Origin of the sequence: Citricoccus nitrophenolicus, from assembly GCF_047305825.1 — a bacterium.
Taxonomy (GTDB): Bacteria; Actinomycetota; Actinomycetes; order Actinomycetales; family Micrococcaceae; genus Citricoccus; species Citricoccus nitrophenolicus.
The window spans coordinates 2,190,563-2,212,656 of the sequence record NZ_CP063070.1 but is presented as its reverse complement, the minus strand read 5'-3'; the positions used below and the strand labels follow the sequence as shown (position 1 = coordinate 2,212,656).

20 protein-coding genes are annotated in these 22,094 nt (G+C 69.9%); 14 read left to right on the top strand and 6 right to left on the bottom strand.

The annotated features are described in order from the left end of the window. Positions 1-202 precede the first annotated feature (202 nt). Positions 203-1,630: a vanillate/3-O-methylgallate O-demethylase gene (gene ligM, locus IMT31_RS10190; RefSeq protein ID WP_413542686.1), complete on the bottom strand. Its 1,428-nt coding sequence runs from the start codon at positions 1,628-1,630 to the stop codon at positions 203-205. A gap of 180 nt (positions 1,631-1,810) precedes the next feature. Here ligM and IMT31_RS10185 point away from each other — a divergent pair, with 180 nt between their 5' ends. Continuing rightward, complete coding sequence (locus IMT31_RS10185; RefSeq protein WP_345362722.1) at positions 1,811-2,260, top strand: acyl-CoA thioesterase; 450 nt, start codon at positions 1,811-1,813, stop codon at positions 2,258-2,260. A gap of 122 nt (positions 2,261-2,382) precedes the next feature. Continuing rightward, complete coding sequence (locus IMT31_RS10180; protein WP_345362692.1) at positions 2,383-2,586, top strand: hypothetical protein; 204 nt, start codon at positions 2,383-2,385, stop codon at positions 2,584-2,586. 121 nt (positions 2,587-2,707) lie between these two features. On the opposite strand, the gene IMT31_RS10175 is transcribed toward IMT31_RS10180, so the two are convergent. Next, positions 2,708-3,820, bottom strand: coding sequence for a YeiH family protein (locus IMT31_RS10175; protein ID WP_413542685.1), 1,113 nt, complete (start codon positions 3,818-3,820; stop codon positions 2,708-2,710). Positions 3,821-3,891: 71 nt separating this feature from the next. Here IMT31_RS10175 and IMT31_RS10170 point away from each other — a divergent pair, with 71 nt between their 5' ends. From IMT31_RS10170 to IMT31_RS10140, 7 genes are all read left to right on the top strand, one after another. Then, a complete protein-coding gene (locus IMT31_RS10170) occupies positions 3,892-4,857 on the top strand; it encodes a LysR family transcriptional regulator (protein WP_413542684.1) in 966 nt (321 codons plus the stop codon). Between the two features lie 92 nt (positions 4,858-4,949). Next, positions 4,950-5,948: an MDR family oxidoreductase gene (locus IMT31_RS10165; protein WP_413542683.1), complete on the top strand. Its 999-nt coding sequence runs from the start codon at positions 4,950-4,952 to the stop codon at positions 5,946-5,948. Positions 5,949-6,379: 431 nt separating this feature from the next. Next, positions 6,380-7,291, top strand: coding sequence for a MetQ/NlpA family ABC transporter substrate-binding protein (locus tag IMT31_RS10160; protein ID WP_413542682.1), 912 nt, complete (start codon positions 6,380-6,382; stop codon positions 7,289-7,291). A gap of 145 nt (positions 7,292-7,436) precedes the next feature. Beyond that, on the top strand, positions 7,437-8,468 hold the full coding sequence (locus IMT31_RS10155; protein ID WP_413542681.1) for a methionine ABC transporter ATP-binding protein: 1,032 nt from the start codon (positions 7,437-7,439) through the stop codon (positions 8,466-8,468). Positions 8,469-8,473: 5 nt separating this feature from the next. Further along, complete coding sequence (locus tag IMT31_RS10150) at positions 8,474-9,133, top strand: methionine ABC transporter permease (RefSeq protein WP_413544403.1); 660 nt, start codon at positions 8,474-8,476, stop codon at positions 9,131-9,133. 140 nt (positions 9,134-9,273) lie between these two features. Next, on the top strand, positions 9,274-10,041 hold the full coding sequence (locus IMT31_RS10145; protein WP_345362710.1) for a TetR/AcrR family transcriptional regulator: 768 nt from the start codon (positions 9,274-9,276) through the stop codon (positions 10,039-10,041). Further along, entirely contained in the window at positions 10,041-12,566 is a 2,526-nt protein-coding gene (locus IMT31_RS10140) for a YhgE/Pip family protein (RefSeq protein ID WP_413542680.1), read from the top strand. The genes IMT31_RS10145 and IMT31_RS10140 overlap by 1 nt, the downstream gene beginning before the upstream one ends. Before the next feature lie 94 nt (positions 12,567-12,660). Here IMT31_RS10140 and IMT31_RS10135 read toward each other — a convergent pair whose 3' ends face one another. Continuing rightward, complete coding sequence (locus tag IMT31_RS10135) at positions 12,661-13,131, bottom strand: N-acetyltransferase (protein WP_413542679.1); 471 nt, start codon at positions 13,129-13,131, stop codon at positions 12,661-12,663. 95 nt (positions 13,132-13,226) lie between these two features. Beyond that, a complete protein-coding gene (locus IMT31_RS10130) occupies positions 13,227-14,585 on the bottom strand; it encodes an aminomethyl transferase family protein (protein ID WP_413542678.1) in 1,359 nt (452 codons plus the stop codon). Here IMT31_RS10130 and IMT31_RS10125 point away from each other — a divergent pair. After that, complete coding sequence (locus tag IMT31_RS10125; protein ID WP_413542677.1) at positions 14,584-14,946, top strand: hypothetical protein; 363 nt, start codon at positions 14,584-14,586, stop codon at positions 14,944-14,946. The two genes, IMT31_RS10130 and IMT31_RS10125, sit on opposite strands and share 2 nt — an antisense overlap. 268 nt (positions 14,947-15,214) lie before the next feature. Then, positions 15,215-16,381 (top strand): MFS transporter, encoded by a 1,167-nt coding sequence (locus IMT31_RS10120; RefSeq protein WP_413542676.1) that lies wholly within the window; start codon positions 15,215-15,217, stop codon positions 16,379-16,381. On the opposite strand, the gene IMT31_RS10115 is transcribed toward IMT31_RS10120, so the two are convergent. Together IMT31_RS10115 and IMT31_RS10110 are read right to left on the bottom strand one after the other, a co-directional pair. Beyond that, entirely contained in the window at positions 16,366-17,022 is a 657-nt protein-coding gene (locus tag IMT31_RS10115; protein ID WP_413542675.1) for a response regulator, read from the bottom strand. The two genes, IMT31_RS10120 and IMT31_RS10115, sit on opposite strands and share 16 nt — an antisense overlap. Beyond that, positions 17,019-18,737 carry an ATP-binding protein gene (locus IMT31_RS10110; RefSeq protein ID WP_413542674.1) on the bottom strand — a complete coding sequence of 573 codons (1,719 nt, stop codon included), beginning with the start codon at positions 18,735-18,737 and terminating at the stop codon, positions 17,019-17,021. The genes IMT31_RS10115 and IMT31_RS10110 overlap by 4 nt, the downstream gene beginning before the upstream one ends. A gap of 239 nt (positions 18,738-18,976) precedes the next feature. On the opposite strand from IMT31_RS10110, the gene IMT31_RS10105 reads away from it, so the two are divergent. From IMT31_RS10105 to IMT31_RS10095, 3 genes are read left to right on the top strand one after another with little or no spacing between them, the layout of a single operon-like run. Continuing rightward, complete coding sequence (locus IMT31_RS10105; protein WP_413542673.1) at positions 18,977-20,020, top strand: Bug family tripartite tricarboxylate transporter substrate binding protein; 1,044 nt, start codon at positions 18,977-18,979, stop codon at positions 20,018-20,020. A gap of 8 nt (positions 20,021-20,028) precedes the next feature. Then, on the top strand, positions 20,029-20,556 hold the full coding sequence (locus IMT31_RS10100; RefSeq protein WP_413542672.1) for a tripartite tricarboxylate transporter TctB family protein: 528 nt from the start codon (positions 20,029-20,031) through the stop codon (positions 20,554-20,556). An 18-nt stretch (positions 20,557-20,574) separates the two neighbouring features. After that, positions 20,575-22,089: a tripartite tricarboxylate transporter permease gene (locus IMT31_RS10095; RefSeq protein WP_413542671.1), complete on the top strand. Its 1,515-nt coding sequence runs from the start codon at positions 20,575-20,577 to the stop codon at positions 22,087-22,089. Positions 22,090-22,094 lie beyond the last annotated feature (5 nt).

The following is a 22,094-nucleotide window of genomic DNA, read 5'->3' as shown; positions in this document are numbered from 1 at the left end:
TGGAGCGCTCGGCACCGGCACAGGCGCGAGCGTTCGGAACCGGCACAGGCACCAACGCTCGGCACCACCACCTGCACCACCAGCACCACTCACCGCACCGGTGCCCCAACGCACAGCCGGCCCGCACCGAGAACGGTGCGGGCCGGCGTCGTGCTTCAGATCCTCCCCGGCGGCGAGGCCGGGGAACGGGACTACGGGGTGATCAGCCCTTGTAGCCGGTGCGCCAGCCGCCCTGGTAGGACTCGCGGGCCACCGCGGAGAACGGCACCGGGGAGACCGTGGCCGAGACCTCGGTCTGGACGTGCGGCTCCACGGTGGTCTTCTGGGTGCCACCGTCCGGCTCGCCCCAGATGACCTTCAGCTCGGCGCCCTCGGGGACATCCGCGTTGATGGTGGCCAGGGACAGCGCGCGCTTCTCGTTGGCGGAGTAGCCGGTGAACATGGACACGCCCACCACGTTGCCGTCGGCGTCCACCACGGCGTCGTAGTTGGAGGAGCCGTAGTTGGCCAGCGGCAGGTCGAAGTACTTGAAGGGGGTGCCCTCCGTGTCATACAGCGAGGACTGGATGCGCTTGATGTCCTCCGGATCCCAGGCCAGGGTGACCTTCTTGCGCTGGGCGGCCGGATCGATCTTCTCCAGTGCCTCGCGGCCGATGAACTCGTGATCGAACTTCACGAAGTTGCCGTAGCCCAGCTCCCACGGGTTGAGGTAGTAGTCCTCGATGTTGTCCGAGACGAAGGAACCGGCCACGGCGTTGTTGGCCTCGTAGGAATCGGCACCCAGCCACTGGCGATACTCGGCCATCATGCCGTCGCCCGTGTAGATGGCGGGCAGCGGGGACGGGATCCAGCCGGACTCCAGGGTGTTGGACGGGTAGGCGCGGGAGCCCACGGGCACGATGCCGAACTCGGCACCGGCGGCCAGGATGGCGTCGCGGATGCGGTCGTAGTCGGCGTAGGGGCCCCAGATCTCCAGACCCGGAGCGCCGGACATGCCGTGGCGCAGGGTGCGGACCTGGGTGCCGTCGATGTTCATCCAGGACATGTTGAAGAAGCCCAGCTGCTCCAGCTTCTCGCCATGCAGCTTCTCGATGATCTCCCAGGCGCGGGGGCCCTGGATCTGGAAGCGGTAGTACTCGCGGTGCACCGGCTTGCCCATGGGGCGGGACGGGGAACGGCGGTCCTCGACGATCTCAAGGTTCTTGTAGTCGCCGCGCTGGGCCTGGAAGAGCATCCAGTTGGTGACGGGGGCACGGCCCACGTACACGAACTCCTCCTCTTCCTGGCGGAACAGGATGCCGTCACCGATGACGTGGCCGGCCGGGGTGGTGGGCACGTACTGCTTGGCCTTGTTCACGGGGAACTTGGCCACGGAGTTGATGGCGGTGTCCGAGATGAGCTTGATGGCATCCGAGCCGCGCAGGATCAGGTTGTCCATGTGGTGCGACTGGTCGAACAGCACAGCGGACTCACGCCAGGCGCGCTGCTCCGAGCGCCAGTTGGAGAACTCGGGTGCCACCACGGGGTAGATGTAGGCGCCGATCTGGGAGTTGCGCAGGTGGTCTACGGTGTTGCCGGACGCGTCCAGCACGTCCTGCAGGGACTTGGTGTTAGCAACGGTTTCGGTCATCGAAACGGTCCTTTCTGGGGGTGAACTACCGGAGGAGTGATCCGCACCACAAGGGGCTTACTCCCCACCATATACCTATGCTGATAGGTATGTCGACACCCTCCCGCCTGCCTGTTGCCGTCAACCCGGGACTACGCTCGGACCATGACCACCGAACAACCCGCAGACCGCACCGCAGCCATGCCCACCGTCGGCCCGGATGGGGCCGTGGACCCGGCGACTGACGGCGTCAGCTTCCACACCCGCAAGTGGGTCAAGCCCGAGGACCTCAACGCCAACGGCACCCTGTTCGGCGGCTCCCTGCTGCGCTGGATCGACGAGCAGGCCGCCATCTACGCCATCATCCAGCTCGGCAACCACCGGGCCGTGACCAAGCTGATCTCGGAGATCAACTTCGTCTCCTCCGCACGCCAGGGGGACATGATCGAGATGGGCCTGAAGGCCACCCACTTCGGCCGGACCTCGCTCACCATGCGCGCCGAGGTCCGCAACATGATCACCCGCCAGGTCATCCTGACCATCGAGCAGATCGTCTTCGTCTCCCTCGGCGAGGACGGCCACCCCACCCCACACGGCTACTCGGACATCACCTACCACCGGGACCGGCTCCCCGTGGAGAACCGGGGCTGAGGCGCAGGCGGCAGGCAGTCAGGCGGGCGGGAGGCGGCGGCAGGCGGGCAGTCGGGCGGCAGGCAAACCGTGCGCCGCGGCCCCGCCCCGGACGATGATGGAGACAGTCGAAGGGAGACGTCATGAGCGACCCGAGGGTTGACCCGAGATCCACCGAAGCCGCACAGACCACCACCACCGAGGCCACGAGTCCGCACGCCGAGGTGGCGGACCGGCTGCTCTCCGATGCGAGCCGCGCCCAGGCGGCCCATGAGCAGGACGACGCCCGGGCGGACGAGTGGGGCCGGGCCTCCTTCCCCGCCTCGGACCCGCCGCAGAACTACTGAGCCGCCGCGCAGGCCACGCCGATACTGCCCAGTCACAGCGACAATCACTGTGACTGGGCAGTATTGCTGTGACTGGGCAGGAATGGCGTGGCCGAGCAGATAGGGGGCACGACGCCGGCCCCTACAGCCCCAGCACCGCGATCCCTCCCAGCGAGGTCGCCAGGATGACGGCGGTGGAGAGCGCCCCGAGCAGGATGGGGCGGAATCCGAGCCGCAACAGACTCCTGAGGTGCACCCCGAGCCCGAGGGCGAACATCGCCGCAGACAGCAGCATCGTCTGCAGGATCTGGGCGCCGTCCAGTACGGGCTCGGGCAGCAGGCCCGTGGTGCGCAGCGCCATCGCCGCGATGAATCCGAGGATGAACAGGGGCACGAGCGGGGGCCTCTTCACAGCCGCTGCGGCCACGGCCCCACGAGTCGCAGCCATCTCCGCACGCTCGCTCCGCCGCTGGTGGATCGAGACGCCGGCGGCGATCGGGGCGAGCATCAGCACGCGGGCCAGCTTCACGGTCACGGCGACGGCGAGTGCCCCGCCGCCCACGGCCCCGCCGGCAGCCACCACCTGGGCGATCTCGTGAGTGGAGGCACCGATCCAGATCCCCAGGGTCTGGCCCTCCAGACCGAGCAGTCCGCCGAGGAACGGCACCAGGGGGATCATCAGGGTCCCGAAGAGCACCACGAGCGCTATGGCGGTGGCCACCTCCTCCTCCCTGGCCCGCGTGACCCCGTCCACCCCGGCGACGGCCGCCGCTCCGCAGATGGAGAAGCCGGAGGCGATCAGCAGCCGCTGGGCGAGGCCGATCCCGATCAGGTGCCCGATCCACAGCGTCCCGAGGAACGTCACCGCCACGGAGAGCACCACCACGGCCAGCACCCCGGCGCCGAGGTCCAGCACCGAGGAGAGTGGGACCTGCAGCCCCAGCAGCACGATGCCCGTGCGCAACAGCTTCTTCGCGGAGAGGGTCACGCCCGGAGCCAGCACCTGAGGAACCGGGGCCAGGTTCCGCCACAGCGACCCGGCCAGGATCGCCACGAGCAGCGGGCTCACGCCCGGAAGCAGTTGCGCCAGCCCCCAGGCGAGCACCGCGGCGCCGAGGCAGACCGCGAGACCGGGCAGGGCCGGCGTCGGGCGCGGGAATCTGGAGGCGCGCCGCGGCGGATGAGGGCCCACCGCGGCGGTGGTGCGTGCGGCGGTGGGGGCTCGGGTGCCGCTTGAGGTCTCAGGGGAAGGCATCCCTCGACGATTCCAGCCGGCGTGGGCCGGCAGTAGCCCCCGGCTGACCATCACGGGCATATGATGCTGATATGGCTTCCGAAGTGCCCTTCGCCCCGCCCATCGACTCCTGGCTGAACCTCACCATGCTCCGCCTGCTCGTCGGCACCGCGGACCACGGTTCCCTGAGTGCCTCGGCGCGGGCAGCGGGGATCGCGCAGTCGAACGCGTCGCGGTCCCTGCGCACACTGGAGCGGCGGCTCGGCTACACGCTGCTGCGCCGTTCCACCCGCGGGTCCACGCTGACGCAGGAGGGCGTGCTGACCGTGGAGTGGGCGCGAGAGGTGCTCGACGGCGTGGACCGCCTGTCCGCGGGGGCCGACGCCCTGGCGCACCGGGGCCAGGAGGAACTGGCCATCGCGGCGAGCATGACCATCGCCGAGCACCTGCTGCCCGGCTGGATCGGTGCCTTCCGCGCTCGGCGGCCGGGCGTGGCCACCCGGCTGCGGGTGATGAACTCGGCACAGGTGATCGAGGCGGTGGACGGCGGGGACGTGGGGCTGGGCTTCGTGGAGACGCCGGACCTGGCTGCGAGGCTGCAGCACGTCACGGTGTTCACGGACCAGCTGGTGGTGGTGGCCGGCCCCGGCCATGCCTGGACTCGGCGGGACGAGCCGCTGGAACCCGCCGAACTCGCGGTCACCGCACTGGTGGAGCGGGAGGAGGGCTCCGGCACGCGCGCCTTCCTGGACCGGCTCGTGGATGACCACCGCCCGGCCCCGCTCGTGGAGCTCAACAGCAACTCGGCGATCTGCCAGGCGGTGGTGGAGGGGATCGGGCCGGCCGTACTGTCCCGTCTCGCCGTGGAGGGCGCCCTGCGCACCGGACAGCTGGTGGAGGTCCCGACGCGCGGGCGGAGCCTCGGCAGGTCCCTCCAGGCGGTCTGGCGGGACCCCTTGCCCGGCGGCGGCGCGGCAGCCGACTTCGTGGAGGTCGCCCGGGGTGCGGGCCGGGGTGCGGATCGGGGTGCGGACCGGGGCGGCGTGCCGTCGCGTTGACTGTGCGGCGGAACGGTCAGTGCGAAATCCGCGGAGCCTCCGTAGCGTGGGCCGTGGAGACAGCACTCGATTCATCCGACAGAGGAGGACGCATGCGCGCAGTGATCGTGGAGGCCAAGGGCTCCGAGGCACAGGTCCGGGAGGTGGCGGAGGACGAACTGCTGACCGGCGTGGGCCAGGGCGGCACCGTGGAGCTGGACGTGTTGTACTCCAGCTACAACTACAAGGACGGCATGGCCATCAACGGTGGCGGCCGGGGCATCCTGCAGAGCTTTCCGATCATCCCGGGGATCGACATCGTCGGCACGGTGACGGCCTCCGAGGACTCGAAATGGTCAGCCGGAGACACCGTGGTCCTCAACGGGGACGGCGCCGGGGAATCCCTCAACGGCGGCTTCGCCACCCGGGCGCGGGTCCGTCCCGATGCCCTCGTGAAGCTGCCCGAGGCGCTCAGCCCGGAGCGCGCGGCCGCCATCGGCACCGCCGGCTTCACGGCCATGATCTCCGTGCTTCACCTCGCCGACGCCGGGGTGACCCCGGAATCCGGGGATGTGCTGGTCACCGGAGCCGCCGGCGGGGTGGGCTCCGTGGCCGTGTCCCTGCTGGCCGGCCGCGGCTACCGGGTGGTGGCCTCCACGGGGCGGGTCGAGGAGGAGGGCGACTACCTGCGCGGGCTCGGTGCCGCGGAGCTGTTGGACCGGCACGAGCTCTCCGACGAGCTCGGCAAGCCGCTCCAGTCCGAGCGCTGGGCCGGGGCGATCGACGTGGCCGGCGGCACCACCCTGGCCAACATCCTGGCCCAGACGCAGTACGGGGGCATCGTCTCCGCCTGCGGCCTGGCCCAGGGCATGGACCTGCCCACCACCGTGACCCCGTTCATCCTGCGGGGGGTGACCCTGACCGGAGCGAACTCGGTCCAGGCTCCACGGTCCTTGCGCGAGAGGGCATGGGCTGCACTGGCCGAGGAGCTCGATCTGGAGCAGCTCGATGCCATGACCTCCACGATCGGCCTGGCCGAGACCATCCCCTACGCCGAGCAGATCCTGGCCGGCCGCACCCGCGGGCGCACCATCGTGGACGTCAACGCCTGAGGCAGGTTTGCCGCCACAGCAATCCTGCCGGGCCCCAGCGATCATCGGAGTGGCCCGGCAGGATCGCTACGGTTGGGCAGGATCCCTGTGGCGCTGGACCTCAACATGACCGTCCCGGCAACGACTTGGCGGCCTGGGACCATGATCCTGGCCACATCGCCAGAGGCCTAGTCAGCCGGCTGGGCCGCCACTGGCGTCGCACTGTCCGTGACGAGTCGCAGTCAAAATGGCTGCGATGCATCACGGACAGTGCGAAATCCCCGTCTGTTCGCCGTGCGGCCACGTCACACAGTGGCAGCATCCGCGCGAAAGCGGGGGCACAGACCGCCGGGGTCCTGTGAACTATCCTTTATGTCGGCATATGACGGCATGAGCGCGCGTAAAACTACGCTTAACCGGTCGCCACCCCCTTGACAACAGGAGCAATACCCATGACTCGCAGCAGCAGCCGCAGCACCCGTGCCCTCTCCCTCTCCGCCCTGGCTGTTGCCGGGGCCCTCGCCCTGTCCGCCTGCGGCGGCGGTGAGTCAGATGCCGAACTGGGCACCGAGGAGAACCCGGTCCAGCTCGGCGTGGTGGGCGCCTCCGAGCCCTACTGGACCACCTACGAGGAGGCCGTGGAGGCCGAGGGCATCCAGCTCGACATCGTGGACTTCACCGAGTACACGCAGCCGAACCCGGCCCTGTCCGAGGGCGAGCTGGACATCAACCAGTTCCAGCACATCCAGTACCTGGCGGACTACAACGTCTCCGCCGGGGACGACATCCAGCCGATCGGCGCCACCGCCATCTACCCCATGGGCCTGTACTCCGAGAAGTACGACTCGGTGGACCAGATCCAGGAGGGCGAGACGGTGATCGTCCCCAATGACACCGTGAACCAGGCCCGTGGCCTGCTGGTGCTGCAGTCGGCGGGGCTGATCACGCTGCAGGACGGCGGCAACGCCTCCTCTACCCCGGAGGACATCATCGAGGAGGAGTCCAAGGTCGAGGTCTCCGCCCTGGACGCCGCCGTGACCGTGACCTCCCTGCCGGACGTCGCCGCCGCCATCGTCAACAACGACTTCATGGGGGACGCCGGCCTGACCCCCGAGGACGCCATCGCCCAGGACGACCCCGAGGATCCGGCCGCCCTGCCCTACGTCAACATCTTCGCCACGAAGGCCGAGGACAAGGACAACGAGGTGCTGAACAAGCTGGTGGAGATCTACCAGACCAACCAGGACGTGCTGGACGGCGCCCAGGAGTCGGCCGGCGGCTCCGCGGTATTCCTGCAGACCCCGGCGGCGGAGCTGCAGGAGTCGCTAACGACCACCGAGGAAGCCCTCAGCAACGCGGGCTGACCCCCGGCAGCCGGGCCCGACGCCGGCCGGCACCTTCCGCTGGGAGGCGCCGGCCGGCGTCGGGCATGGTGGGCCTCTTCTGTCCGCACAGGAGGGACCCGGACAGTAGGTGCCCGAACCGAAGGAAATGCAGGACAATCACCCCATGCCCCACATCGCCCTGAAGGACGTCACCAAGGAGTATCCCGCGCCTCAGCGCGGTCATGCTCCCACCGTGGCGGTGGACCGTGTCAGCCTCGAGATCGAGAGGGGTGATGTCTTCGGCATCATCGGCTACTCGGGTGCGGGGAAGTCGACCCTCGTGCGCCTGATCAACGCCCTCGAGCCGGCCACCGCCGGGTCCATCGAGATCGACGGGACGGACATCACCCGGCTCTCCGCCGCCAAGCAGCGCGAGATGCGCACGGGGATCGGCATGATCTTCCAGCGCTTCAACCTGCTCAGCTCCCGCTCGGTACGCCGCAATGTGGAATACCCGCTCGAGGTCGCCGGGATGGGCAAGGCCGAGCGGCGGAGGAAGGCACTCGAGCTGCTCGACTTCGTGGGCCTGGCGGACAAGGCGGGCGCCTTCCCGGAGCAGCTCTCCGGCGGTCAGCAGCAGCGCGTCGGCATCGCCCGGGCCCTGGCCGCGGACCCGTCCATCCTGCTCGCGGACGAGGCCACCTCCGCCCTGGATCCGGAGACCACGGACGAGGTCCTGGACCTGCTGGCCAAGGTCAACCGGGAACTCGGCGTGACGATCGTGGTCATCACCCACGAGATGGACGTGATCGCCCGGATCGCCACCAAGGTCGCCGTGATGGACCGCGGCCAGGTGGTGGAGGCCGGCGAGACCTACTCTGTCTTCACCAACCCGCAGACCGCCACGTCGCGGCGCTTCGTACGCACCGTGGTGCGCAATCTGCCGACCGGCGATGAACTCACCGAGCTGCGCGCGCAGCACGAGGGCCGCTTCTTCACCATCTCGTTCACGGAGGAGGGCGCCACCGAGGCCCGGGTCTTCGGGGCGCTGGCGCGCGCCGGCGTCGATTTCAACCTGGTGTACGGCGGGGTGGACTCCATCCAGGGCCGCGTCTACGGGCTGCTGACGATCGCCGTTCGCGGGGACGCGGCGGCGGTGGACGAGGCGGTCTCCTCCATCGGCTCCGGGGTCACCGTCGAGGAGGTGCACGCATGAGCATCATCGAACAGGTCACCGAGCTGATGCCGACGCTGCTGGAGCAGACCGGCATCATGCTGTGGATCGTGGCCCTGGCCCTCGTCTTCGGCGGGATCTGCGGTCTCATCCTGGGCCTGCTGCTCTACGTGACCCGCAAGGGCGGGATCATGCAGCAGCCGGTCGTCTTCTGGGTCATCAACATCCTGGTGAACACGTTCCGGCCCGTGCCGTTCATCATCTTCATCGCGGCCATCCAGCCCTTGGCGCGGCAGGTGGTGGGCACGGGCATCGGCTCGGACGCCGTGGTGTTCGGCATCTCGATCGCCGCCAGCTTCTTCATCGCCCGGCTCGTGGAGCAGAACCTGATGGCCGTGGACCCCGGCGTGATCGAGGCCGCCCGCGCCATGGGAGCCAGCCCCTGGCGCATCGTCCGCACCGTCATCCTGCCCGAGGCCCTCGGCCCGCTCGTGCTGGGCTATACCTTCGCGATCATCGCCCTGATCGACATGTCCGCCGTGGCCGGCATCATCGGCGGGGAGGGTCTGGGCAACTACGCCGTGGCCTACGGCTACCGCCAGTTCGACCCGGTGGTCACCTGGTCCGCCCTGTTCATCATCGTGATCGTGGTCCAGGTCATCCAGGCCTTCGGCAACATCCTGGCCCGCAAGATCCTGCGGCGGTAAGCGGTCCTCCCACCCAGCCACAGCCATCCTGCCGGGCCACAGTGATCATCACTGTGGCCCGGCAGTTTCGGTGTGGCTGGCGGCCCGAACTTTACAGGTGTAAGATTTCTTCCGGCGAACCACCGTAGGAGGACACCCCCATGAGCGAGCAGTCACGGCGCCCGGCACAGAACCAGCCGCAGAACCAGCCGCAGAATCAGCCGCACAGCCAACATCAGAACCAGCAGCAGCCGCACCCCCAGACCGGCCGCTCCCTGGCGCCCCTGATCAGCGCCGTGACGGCCATGCTGGACGAGGACACGGATCCGGCTGCCCTCAACGTCGCCGTCATCGCCCGCCGCGCAGGCGTCAGCCGCCCCACCTTCTACCAGTACTTCCGGGACGTCCCCGCGCTGGTCCGGGCCGCCGCGCTGCAGCGGATGGAGGCCACCTTCGAGCGGGTGCCGCCGGTGGAACGCGGTGACACGTGGACGGTCTTCGCACAGGACACCTTCCTGACCCTGTTGACGGACCTCGCCGAACGCCGCCGCTTCTACCTCTCCGCCCTGGCCCTGAACCCCACCGAGGTGGCCAGCGACTTCGTCCGCTACATCTCCCACCGCCTCCTGGACCACTCCCCCCTCGGCCCGATCATCCACCGCCGCCCCGGCCCGGACACCGCCCTCCAGCGCGCAGGGTTCCTGGCCGCGGGCACGGTCTGGCTGGTGCAGCAGTGGCTCGCCGCCTCCGCAGACCCCCTGGCGGAGGTCCCGGACATGGTCGACCGCCTCTCGGCCCTGCTCCTGTCCAGCTCGGGTGCCACGGAGCAGGAGATCGCCGCGGTCCGCTCGGCCTCACCGGCAACCACCACCGTCGCCACACACCCCGGCACGACGCCGGCCGGCGCCTCCCCGGAAAGGATCGCCTGATGGCGCAGCACCGGAAGAACCCACCCACCTACCGACTCAGGACTCAGGCCAGGGGCAGCGGCACGGGCACGGCTCCCTTCGGCGGCCGCCCTGCTCACCGCTACGCAGCCCCTCACGCGACGCAGCAGGCGGCGCAGCAACCGGTGGAGCAACCAGCGGTGCGGAAATCCGTGCTCCAGCGCTACGGCGCCATGGCCTGGTTCGGGGTGATCCTGCTGGCCCTGGCCATCATCCCCTCCCTGTACTCGGGGCTGCTCACCAGCTCCAACATGGACCCGACGGGCCACCTGGATGCGGTGCCGGCCGCCGTCGTGAACCTGGACGAGCCGGCCGAGTCCCAGGGCGAGGCCATCCACCTGGGCGAGGACCTGACCGAGGAGCTGGTGCACCCGGACGAGGACACGGACAACCTGGACTGGCGGCCCATGGAGGATGCCGAGGCCCAGGCAGCCCTGGAGAACGGGGACGTGATGGCCGTGCTGACCATCCCGGAGCACTTCTCCGCGCACGCCGCCGGGCTGTCCACGGGTGAGGCGGAGGACGCGGAGCGGTCCACCCTGCGCATGCAGACCAATGACGGCGCGAACATCATCATGGGCACCATCGCCAAGACCATCGGCGAGACCGCCTCCAGCACCGTGGCCGAGGGTATCGGCGAGGAGTACGTGGAGAACGTGCTGCTGGGCTTCACCGAGGTCCACGAGGGTATGCAGGAGGCCACGGACGGCGCGGGAGAGGTGGCCGATGGCGCAGACAGTGCTTCCACGGGGGCCCAGGACCTGGTGGTCGGGATCGATCAGTTGTCCAGTGGCTCCGTCACGCTGAACACCGGCGCCCGGCAATTGGCCGAGGGGGCCGAGGCGGCGAGCGCCGGCAGTCAGGAACTGGCGTCCGGCGCCTCCTCCGTGGACAGCGGGGCCCAGGAGCTCAGCTCGGGGCTGGCTCAGATGCAGTCCCAGACCGAGTCCCTGCCCTCCCAGACCCAGACCCTGGCGGACGGCGCCGGGAAGGTGGCGGCCGGCGTCGGGCAATTGGATGACGGCGTCACCGCCCTCGAGGACACGGCGGGCACCCTTGCCGGCGGAACCGAGCAGTTCGCCACCGGCGTGGACGAGGCCGTGGCCGGCGCGCAGCAGCTGCGGGAGAGCGCCGGCACCGCGGCGTCCGGCGTGCAACAGGTGCAGGGTGATGCGAGCACGCTCCAGGAGCGGATCGCCACCCTGCAGTCCGCCTACGACTCGATGACCGATGAACAGCGCCAGGCCGCCCTCGCCGAGCTGGCGGCAGGCGCGGGGCAGGTCTCAGCTGGCGCCGAGGAAGCGGCGGCCGGGGCGTCCACGGTGCAGGAGGGACTCGGCGGGATCGTCGGGGACTCCTCCGCCGGCACGGGCCTGACCGGCCTGCAGGAGCGCGTGGACGAGCTCGGCTCCGCGGCGTCCACGGCGGCCGGCAAGGTCTCCGAAGTGGCGGACAACATCCACGCCCTCTCGGACGGCGCCGATCAGGTGGCCGCGGGGGCGCAGACCCTCGCGGACAGCTCCGGCACGCTGACGGACGGGATCTCCACCGCTGCCACCGGGGCGCAGACCCTGGCCGGCGGCACCTCACAGCTCAGCGACGGCGCCGGCCAGCTGGCCTCCCAGATGCCGGATCTGGCCTCCGGGGCGCAGGAACTCGCCGCAGGCAGCTCGGAGCTGTCCTCCGGGCTGGCCTCCGCGGATGACGGCTCGCGGGACCTGGCCTCCGGACTGGGCGAGCTCTCGAGTGGTTCCGGTCAGTTGTTCTCCTCACTGCGGGACGGCACGGCGGACGTGCCGAGCTACACCGATGAGGACGCCTCGAGCATCGGCTCCGTGGCCGCCCTGCCGGTCAGCGCGGACATGCAGCGCACCCACGAGGTCCCCTCCTACGGCTACGGCCTGGCCCCGTACTTCATGGCCCTGGCCCTGTGGGTGGGCGCGCTGGGCTACTTCCTGATGCGCCCGGCCATCCGCGAGCAGATGATCACCGAGGGCAGGCCGCTGTGGCGGGTGATGCTGCGATCGGCCGCACTGCCGATGCTCATGGGGGTGGTGCAGTCCCTGATGATGGTCTCGGTGATCGTGTTCGGCCTGGGCATGTCCCCGGCCAACGGCTGGGGGCTGGCGGGCTTCGCCGTGCTGACCTCGGTGACGTTCATGGCCATCAACCAGGCGCTGATCGCCCTACTGGGACCGCCCGGGCGCTTCTTCGCCCTGATGCTGATCGTGCTGCAGCTCTCGGCGGCCGGCGGCACCTATCCCGTCCAGACCGCGCCCGCGTTGTTCCAGGCCCTGCACCCCTGGCTTCCCATGACCTACGCCGTGGAGTCCTTCCGGTCCCTCATTGCCGGCGGAACGATCGGCGTGGACCGCGGGATCACGGTGATGCTGATCTGGATGGGCGTCGCGGTGGTGATGCTGGCCGCGGCCGTGGTGCTGAAGGGGGTCAAGGCGCGCGAGGCGTGGCGGCCATCTGAGGCGCCTGCCGCGGTGGCCGCCGCCTGAGGCCGGCAGGACCACGACGACGGCCCCGGCACCTTGAGGTGCCGGGGCCGCTGGGCGGAGTACCGGGCAGGTCATCATCAGCACTGTGCCACGGTCACCGCCCGTAGCGGTCTGGTTTCTCCCAAGGCCAGTCGGTGGCAATCCACTCCATCAGCGCATCCGCCAGGGGCTCGTCGAGAGGGGCGTGGCTGGCCCGGACCCAGGACTGCACCGAGACGTCGAAGCCCTTCTCCGCGGAGGCCTGCTCTGCAGGGTAGAGGTAGACGCAGCCGATGACGTCTCCACCTGCCGGGTCCAGGACCGTGAAGGTGAATCCCCTCCGCGCCGAGAAGTCCGCGGCGTGCCGTTCCAGGTCTTTGAGGTTCCGCTCCGGCGAGTACCCCTCCGGCGGCGGCCAGTTACCGTCCGGATAGCCCGGGGTGGAGCGGATGTGCTCCACGGAGGACATCCACGCGTTCAGGTCCGCCTCGTTGTGCCGCGGGCCGAGGGGTTCAAGCCGGAAGTGCTCGGTGACCAGTTCGGTGGGCGGATCGAAGTCGGCGGGGACGAACGGGGTGTCAGCCATGGCGAGAGTGTAGCGACGTCCGGCCACACCCACGGAAGAAGTACTGATCGCCAGGCTCCCTCGTTCCCGATGCCGCCGCCCGGTTCAGCAGAGCGTCAGGACCGGGGGCCCGGGGAACTCCACCGGACAGTGGCGCGGATGGTGGTCCTCACGTGGTCGGGCAGGTAGGGGTTGGACGCACCGCCATCGTGATCGCCCCACTGGATCTCCACCACGTCACCCTCGGAGACCTCCGACTCGCTGACCACACCCAGGGAGATCCACCCGACGTTGACTGTGAAGGCATGCACGTGGGAGGTGCCCACCATCCGGTCCCCGAGATGGATCTCGTCGTGGTGCAGCGCGGACATCCTGAAGGGATCCAAGGGCCGGTACTGCTCGGGCCGGCCCAACTCCGAACCGGCCGTGATCCGCTGCGCATCGTCCGGGTCCCACACCAGCCAGGCCTTCCGGCCGTGGGGCTCGTCAGCCATCCGCTCCAGCGCGGCCCGTCCGATGAAGTCATGGTCGAATTTCACCATGTGCCCGTAGCCCAGGTCCCACGGACTGCGGTAATAGCACTCCACGTCATCCGGCCGGTAGCTTCCGGCCAGCACCACACCACGGCTCTCGAAGCCCGGGTCGGGCAGCCACTCGCGATAGGCGCGCAGGCCCTCCCCGGTGTAGATCGCGGGAACGGGCAGCGGGATCCAGCCGCTCTCCGCCAGGGTGGATCCGTAGGCGATGGATCCACCTCGGACCAGGCCGAACTCCTCCCCGGCCGTCAGGATCGCCTGCAGGAACTCCTCTCGATGTTCCTCCGGCCCGAACATCTCCAGACCGGTGTTCTCCGCACCCGGTGCGGCGGCCATCGTGTGGCTGAGCGCCTGGACCGGGACACCGGAGATCTCGAACTCTCCCATCCGGAAGAACCTGATCGGGTCGAAGGACCGGCCTACGGCGTTCTCCAGGATCTTCTGCGCGTTCGGCCCCTCGAGTTCGTAGCGGAAGAGTCGTTTCGGCACGGGCCCCTCCCCGGCGAAGAGCCGTCCCGGCTGGAGCTCCAGGTGGGCGTCGTAGCCCTTCTGCTCTGCCTGGAACATGAGCCAGTTCATGGTGGCCGGCGCCCCGACCACGGCGTAGAGCTCGTCCGAGAGGCCGAAGAGGATCGAATCGCCGATGACCATGCCGTCCTCGTTGACGGCGAGGTACTGCTTCGCCCGCCCGCCGGAGAACGTGTCATAGCCGTTCACCGAGGTCTCAGACAGCAACGTCTTGGCATCGGGGCCGGAGAGGTAGAGGTCGTTCATGTGCCAGGACTGGTTGAACAGGGTGGCGGTCTGCGCCCAGGCACGCTGCTCATCGCGCCAGTTCGTGTGCTCCTGCGGGTAGGGGAACACCGGCCCCGGCCGCACCGGGCTGCTCAGCGCTTCCAGCGGCGAGGAGTACGTGTCCAGAAAATCCTGCAGTGACATGGGAGGCTCCTCGGTTCGGGACGCACCGGCCGGCGTCGTCCGGTCGTTGTTCGGCCCGCCCCCTCCTCTGCGGGCACCGTTCCATTGTCCTCCTGCGTCTGGCCGAGAGGCCATGGTCAGGCACCTGCGGGCCTACCCTTGCACCATGCGGGAATCCTGGGCGTCCAGCGAGGCCAACCGCCGATCCATGCGCGGCAACAAGGGACGCGACACCCAGCCGGAGCTGGCCGTCCGGCGGCTGCTCCACGCCCGCGGGCTTCGGTACCGCGTCAACTACCGGCTCGAGCGGGACCTGCGCCGTACTGGCAGGGCAAGGTCTCCACCAACCGCACCCGTGACGCCGAGACCAGCCAGATCCTGACCGAGCGCGGCTGGACCGTGCTGCGGTTCTGGGAGCACCAGCCACCGGATTCGGTCGCGGTGTCCGTCGCCGAGGCGGTCGCCTCGAAGAAGGAGCACGACGCCGGCGACGCCTCCACCGTCCTCTGACGAGGAGGAGCCGTAGTGGCCAGACCGCGTCGACGACCGGCCGCACCCGGTCCGCCACGCTTTGGGGGCAATCCCCACGCGTGGGGATTGCCCCCAAAGGGATGAGGGCGGGCTGGCAGGGGTGGGTTACAGTGTCGCTCATGAGGACATGGCCGTGGACGCTGTTGGTCCATGCCTTGTTCCTGAACATGGCGGCGTACATCATCCGCCCGGCGGCCGCCTATCGCGCGCTCGAGTTGGATGTGGACCCCGCGTACCTCGGGCTGATCGCCGCCAGTTTCGCCGTGGTCCCCCTCCTGCTCGCCGTGGTGGTGGGCCGGGCCACCGATGCCGGCCGGGGACCGTTGGTCCTGGGCGTGGGCGCCGCGCTGATGGTCGCCGCCGGGATCGGCCTGCTGCTGTGGTCCGACTCCCTAGTCCTGCTGCTGGCCTGGAACATCGTCATCGGCACGGGTCACCTGCTGAGCGTCATCGGCCAGCAGACCCGGATCGCCCAGGAGGACGCCCGCACGCTGGACCACGCCTTCGGCCTGTACACGTTCGCCGGCACCGCCGGGCAGGCCCTGGGCCCGCTGATGATCACCGTCCTCGGCGGTGACCTGCTGCCGGACACCCGGATACTCTTCGCCGCCTACACGGCCGCCACCGTGGCCCTGCTGGTCCTGACCGGGTTCCTGCTCCACCGTTCCACGGGCTCCTCCACACCGCAGGCCACACCCCCGCCCAGTCTCCGCGCGGCACTGACCGCCGCGTCCCCGGCGGCGCGCCGGGAGCTGTTCGCCGCCATGGCCATCAGCATGATCGTGCTCAGTGCGGTGGATCTGGTGGCGGTGTACCTGCCGGCCCTCGGCGTGGAGCGCGGCATCCCCGCGGCGGTCATCGGCGTCCTGCTGGCCCTGCGTGCCGTGGCGACCATGGCCTCCCGGATCTTCATGGCCAGGATGGTGCGCGCGCTCGGACGCTGGCGCCTCATCACATACTCCACCGCCGCCTCCGCGCTGGCCGTCGCCGCCCTGGCACTGCCCGCGCCGGTATGGCTGCTCGGCGTCATCCTGGTGGCGGCCGGCCTCGCCCTGGGGATCGGACAGCCCCTGTCCATGACGGTGATCACCCTGGCCGCGCCGCCGGGCACCCGCGGCACGTGGCTGGCCCTGCGCCTGAGTGCCAACCGCTTCGGCCAGTCCGGCATCCCGGCGGCGGTCGGGCTGGTGGCCGCGGCCGCCGGCGTGGCCGGCGTGTTCGCGACGACGGCCGTGGGGCTGGCCGTGGCGGCCGCCGGTTCCTGGGTGGCCTACGGCAGACGGTAGAGGTGCTCGGGGCGCCCGGTGCTGCCGTACTCCAGCTCGATCTCCACCACGCCCTCGTCCACGAGGGCGGAGAGGTAGCGCTGCGCCGTGGCCCGGGAGACCCCCACGGTGCGGGCGATCTCGGAGGCGGAGACCCTGGCCTCGGCCTCGAGCGCCTTCAGCACCGCCGTCTCCGTGGCCTGCCGGGCCCGGGTGCCGGTGGCGTTGGGGGCCGGCGTCAGTCCCCGCAGCGCCCGGTCCACGGCCTGCTGGTCCACGCCCTGGGGTCCCAGGAGCAGCCGCCGGTACCGGGCGTAGGCCTGGAGCCGCTGCGTGAGCTGCTCGGCGGAGAAGGGCTTGATCAGGTAGGTCAGCGCGCCGCGGCGGTAGGCCTTCCGGACGGCGTCCACCTCGGCGGCCGCCGTCAGCATGAACACGTCGGTGTCCAGGGTACGGAGCAGGTCCAGACCCAGGGCGTCCGGCAGGTACACGTCCAGCAGCACCAGGTCCGGTCGGTGCGCCTCCACCGCGCGCAGGGCCGCATCGGCGGTGCTGACGGGGTCCAGGGCCTGGAAACCGGGGACGGACCGGACGTACTCGGCGTGGAGTCGGGCCACGTGGAAGTCGTCGTCCACGATCAGCACCCGCAGATCCTTGCTCATGTGTCCCTCCGTCCGGCATCGTCAACCGCCCCCACGACGGTACCCGGTAGCCGGGCGCAGAACACCGCACCGGGACCACCCGGCCGTCCGGGCTGCGCCAGCCAGACATCCCCCGAACGCTCCCGGGCGATCCGCCGGCACAAGGACAGTCCGAGGCCCTGGCCGTGGGCCTCGCGGATGTCGGCCGTGGAGGTGGTGAACCCCTCGGTGAAGATCCGGTCGGCGTCCGTGGTCCCGTCCCCGGAGTCTGCCACGGCCACGTGCAGCACCCCGGCCGGGCCGCCGTCGCCCCCCTCGTCCAGCAGGTCGACCTCCACCCACCGGTCCGGGTCCGAACCGCGCACCGCCGCGTGCACCGCGTTGTCGACGAGGTTGCCCAGCACCGCGGTGACGTCGTTGGGCTCGCTGACCCGTCCGCGCACCATGGTCTCGGAACCCAGCCGCAGGTGCACCCCGCGCTCGGCGGCCTCCACGGCCTTGGCCCCCAGGAACGCCTGCAGGTACGGTTCGCGGAGCTGGCCGACCCGCTCCAGGGGGAACCGCATCGGCCCGCTGTCGAGCAGGTCGCCCACGTACTCCTCGGCCTGGAGGTGTTCGCCGATACTGAGTAGCCCGGAGATGGTGTGGAGGCGGTTGGCGAACTCGTGACGCTGGGCCCGCAGCGCGGTGGTCATGGAGCTGACGGTCTGGAGTTGCCGCGTGAGCGCCTGCATCTGGGTGCGGTCGCGCAGCATGATCACGGTGCCCAGGTCCTGCGATCCGCCCCGCAGGACCGGCCGCGCGGTGAGGATCACCACGCGGGAACCGATGACCTCCTCCCGGGAGTCGTGCTCGTCGCCCGCCTCCTCCACGGCCCGGAGCAACGACGCCGGCGCCCCCACCTCCCGGAGCGGCCTGCCGACGAGGTCCTCGCCCTCCAGGCCCAACAGGGTGCGGGCCTCGTCATTGATCACGGTGATCCGGCCCTGCGCGGACACCCCGATCACCCCCTCGTCCACCCCGCGCAGCACCGCCTCCTGGTCCTGGGTCAGCGCGGCGATCTCCTCCGGCTCCAGCCCGAGGGTGAGCCGGCGGAGGCGGCGGCCCAGCAGCCAGGAGCCCAGCACGCCCAGGGCCATGGCCCCGCCGGCGGTGACGCCCACCGCGATCATGTCCTGGTGGAGGTTGTCCAACACCTCCTCCATGGCATATCCCAGACTCACCTGCCCCACGACCTCTGTGGTGGAGCCCGGGGCGAAGACCGGGACCTTGGCCCGCACGGAGAGGCCGAGGGTGCCGCGTTCCCGGTTGGCGACCTCCCGGCCGGTCAGCGCGGCGGTGGGGTGGGTGCTGGTCAGGTGCCCGATCATCTTCGGGTTGGGGTGGGTGAGGCGGATGCCCTCGTCATCGGTGATCACCACGAAAAGCGCGCCGGTGCTGGACTCGACGTCCGCGGCCAGTGACACCAGCGGGTTCCGGAGCAGGTCCTCGGGCGGGATCTGTTCGACGTCCCGGTCCACGTACTTCGCCACCTCGGCCTGGACCTCGTCGTCCGAGGCCACGGCCCGGGCGACGGTCAGGGCCCGCAGCTCGGACTCCGCACCCAGTTGCCGGTAGCTCAGCCACCACGTCACACCCCCGGTGACCAGGACCACCAACAACACCACGGCCACCTGCAGGGCCATGATCTGTCCCGCGAAGCGCAGCCTCGGCGCGGGGGCCCGGTTCGTACTCATCGTGTCTTCCACTCCACTCGACGTTCGCACGGTGAGCACAATGCGCAGAACCTTCGTAATAGGCAGTACCTGCGGAAATCGGGGAAAGGCCCTCCTGTGACGAGCGCCACTATATCGTCGGGTCCACGATCCCCGTGGCGCCCTCCGGAGTGCTCCGGCCTCAGGCAGCGGGGATCACGCACACCATCATCCACAGCACCTCGCACACCATCACCCGCACCCCCGAAGGACTGAGCACCATGAAGTCTCCCCAGAACAGCGTGGCCCGGCGGACCAGCCGCTGGGCCGTCACCCTCTCCTCCCTGGCCACCGGCATGCTCGTGCTGTCCGGTTGCGGCGGCACCGGCGGATCCGGCGGCGACGGCGCCGAGGGGTCGGCCGAGGGCTTCCCCAGCGAGGCCATCTCGATCATGGCCCCCGCCGATCCGGGCGGCGGCTATGACATGACGGCCCGCTCCATCGGCCAGGCCCTGGACGAGGGCGGGGTCGTGGACACCGGCACCGAGGTCTACAACGTCCCCGGCGGCTCCGGCACCGTCGGCCTGACCGAGTTCGTCAGCCAGAACGCCGGCGATCCGCACCAGCTCATGGTGATCGGCAAGATCCTGGTCGGCTCCATCGAGCAGACCGACGCCCAGGTGGACCTGACCGACACCACGCCCATCGCCCGGCTCACGGCCGAGTACGACGCGATCGCCGTCCCGGCGGACTCCGAGTACGAGACGCTGGAGCAGCTGATGGCGGACTTCGAGTCCGACCCGGGCAGCATCGCATGGGGCGGCGGCTCCGTGGGCGGCGTGGACCAGATCCTCGTGGCCCAGCTGGGCGAGGCCGTCGGCGTGTCCGCCGAGGACCTGAACTACATCCCGTACTCCGGCGGTGGCGAGATGACGCCGGCCCTGCTCTCCGGTGATGTCACCGCCGCCGCCTCCGGCACCGCGGAGTTCACCGACCTCGTGGACGCCGGGGAGGTCCGCCTGCTGGCCGTCTCCAGCGAGGAGCCGATCGAGGGCATCGACGCCCCCACCATCACCGAGGCCGGCTACGACGTCTCGATCGCCAACTGGCGCGCCCTCGTGGCACCCCCGGAGCTCTCGGACGAACAGCGTGATGCCGTCATCGGGATGGTCGAGGAGATGCACGGCACCGACCAGTGGCAGGAGACCCTGACCGCCAACAACTGGGAGGACTACCTGATGACCGGCGACGAGTTCACCGAGTACCTCGCCGCCGAGAAGGAGGACATCTCCCAGATCCTGAAGAACCTCGGCCTGACCGAGTGACCAGCGCCATGACCGAGAACGATCAGCAGGCCCGTGGGGAGGACCAGAGCCGTCCTCCCCACGGGCGGGTCGGGGCCCGTGCGGCCGCCGCCGTGATCGTGGCCGGGTCCGCCGTGATCCTCTACGAGGCGTTCGGCATCGCCCTCGACGGAGGGTTCGGCCCCCAGCAGTCCGGCTTCTTCCCGATCATCGTCGGGGTCGGCCTGGTGGTGTTCGGCCTGGGTTTCCTGGCCACCACCACGTTCTGGCCGGACGCCGTGTTGTTGGAGCACGCCGCGGAGGAACACCGGGGCATCAACTGGGTCACCGTGTGGCTCGCGATCGCCGGGCTGGTGGCGTACGCCTTCCTGATCCCTTCCCTGGGCTACATCGTCGCCACCGTGCTCTTCATCATCGCCATGACCTGGGTGGCCGGCAGTCGCCGGTGGATCCTGAACGTGGCGGTCGCGATCCTCTTCCCCATCGCCGTGTACTTCCTGTTCACCGAGCTGCTCGGTGTGAGGTTGCCGGCCGGACTACTCGAGACGGTGCTCTGAGGCCCCATGGACATCCTGATGGATCTGGCGAATGGATTCGCCAACGCATTCTCCCTGCAGTACCTGCTCTTCGCCGCGATCGGCGTGACGGTCGGGACGCTGGTGGGCGTGCTGCCCGGCATCGGCCCGGCCCTCGCGCTGGCGCTGCTGCTCCCGCTCACCTACGGCTTCGACCCCACCGGTGCGCTGATCATCTTCGCGGGCATCTACTACGGCTCCCTCTACGGTGGGGCGATCACCTCGATCCTGCTCAACACCCCGGGTGAGGCGGGCTCGGTGGCCACGGCCATCGAGGGGTACCCGATGGCCCGGGCGGGCCGGGCCGGTCCGGCCCTGACCACGGCGGTGGCCGGCTCCTTCACGGCCGGCATCATCTCCACTCTGGGCCTGGCGTTCCTCGCCCCGCTGGTGGCCAACCTGGCGAAGAACTTCCAGGCCACGGACTACTTCGCGCTGATGATGTTGGCGTTCATCGCCGTCACGGCGCTGGTGGGCCGGTCCCTGATCCGTGGCATGGTCAGCCTGTTCGCCGGGCTGCTCATCGGCCTGGTGGGGCTGGACTTCCTCACCGGTCAGCAACGCTTCACCTTCGGTGCGGCCCAGCTGCTCAGCGGCATCGACATCGTGATCGTCATCATCGGGCTGTTCGCCATCGGTGAGGCCCTCTACGGGCTGGCCAGGCTCCAGGCCGGACCGCAGGCCACGGTGGCGTTCACCGGGCGCCTGTGGCTGGACAAGTCCGAGCGCAAGCGGGTGTGGAAGCCGTGGATCCGCGGCGGCCTGCTCGGCTTCGTGTTCGGCTCCATGCCCACGGGCGGCTCCGAGGTGCCGACGTTCCTGTCCTACAACCTGGAACGGAAGCTCTCCAAGCACCCGCAGGAGTGGGGCAACGGGGCCATCGAGGGTGTGGCCGGGCCGGAGGCCGCGAACAACGCGTCCTTCTCCGGTGTGATGGTGCCGCTGCTGACGCTGGGCATCCCCACGTCCGCCACCGCGGCGATCATCCTCTCGGCATTCCAGATCTACAACATCCAGCCGGGACCGCAGCTGTTCGAGAACTCCCCGGACCTGGTGTGGACGCTGATCGCCTCACTGTTCATCGGCAACGTGCTGCTGGTGCTCATCAACCTGCCGCTGGTGCGGCTGTGGGTCAAGATCCTCAAGATCCCGCAGCACCTGCTGTTCGTGATCATCCTGGTGTTCGGCATCCTCGGCGTGTACTCGATCTCCGGGTCCTTGGTGGAGGTCCTCATCGCCTGCGGCATCGGGGTGGCCGGGTTCTTCATGCGGGTCTACGACTTCCCCGTGGCACCCGCCGTCCTCGGCGCCATCCTCGGCCCGATGATGGAGACCCAGCTGCGCCGTGCGCTGTCCATCAGCCAAGGCGACTTCTCGGTGTTCTTCACCCGGCCGCTCACCGTGGTGCTGCTGCTCATCGCCCTGGCACTGCTCGTGCTGCCGACCGTGCTCGCGAAGATCCGCGGGCGCAAGGAGCTCGTCGGGCTCCCGGACCGCGTGGACGAGGTGATCTGAGGGCC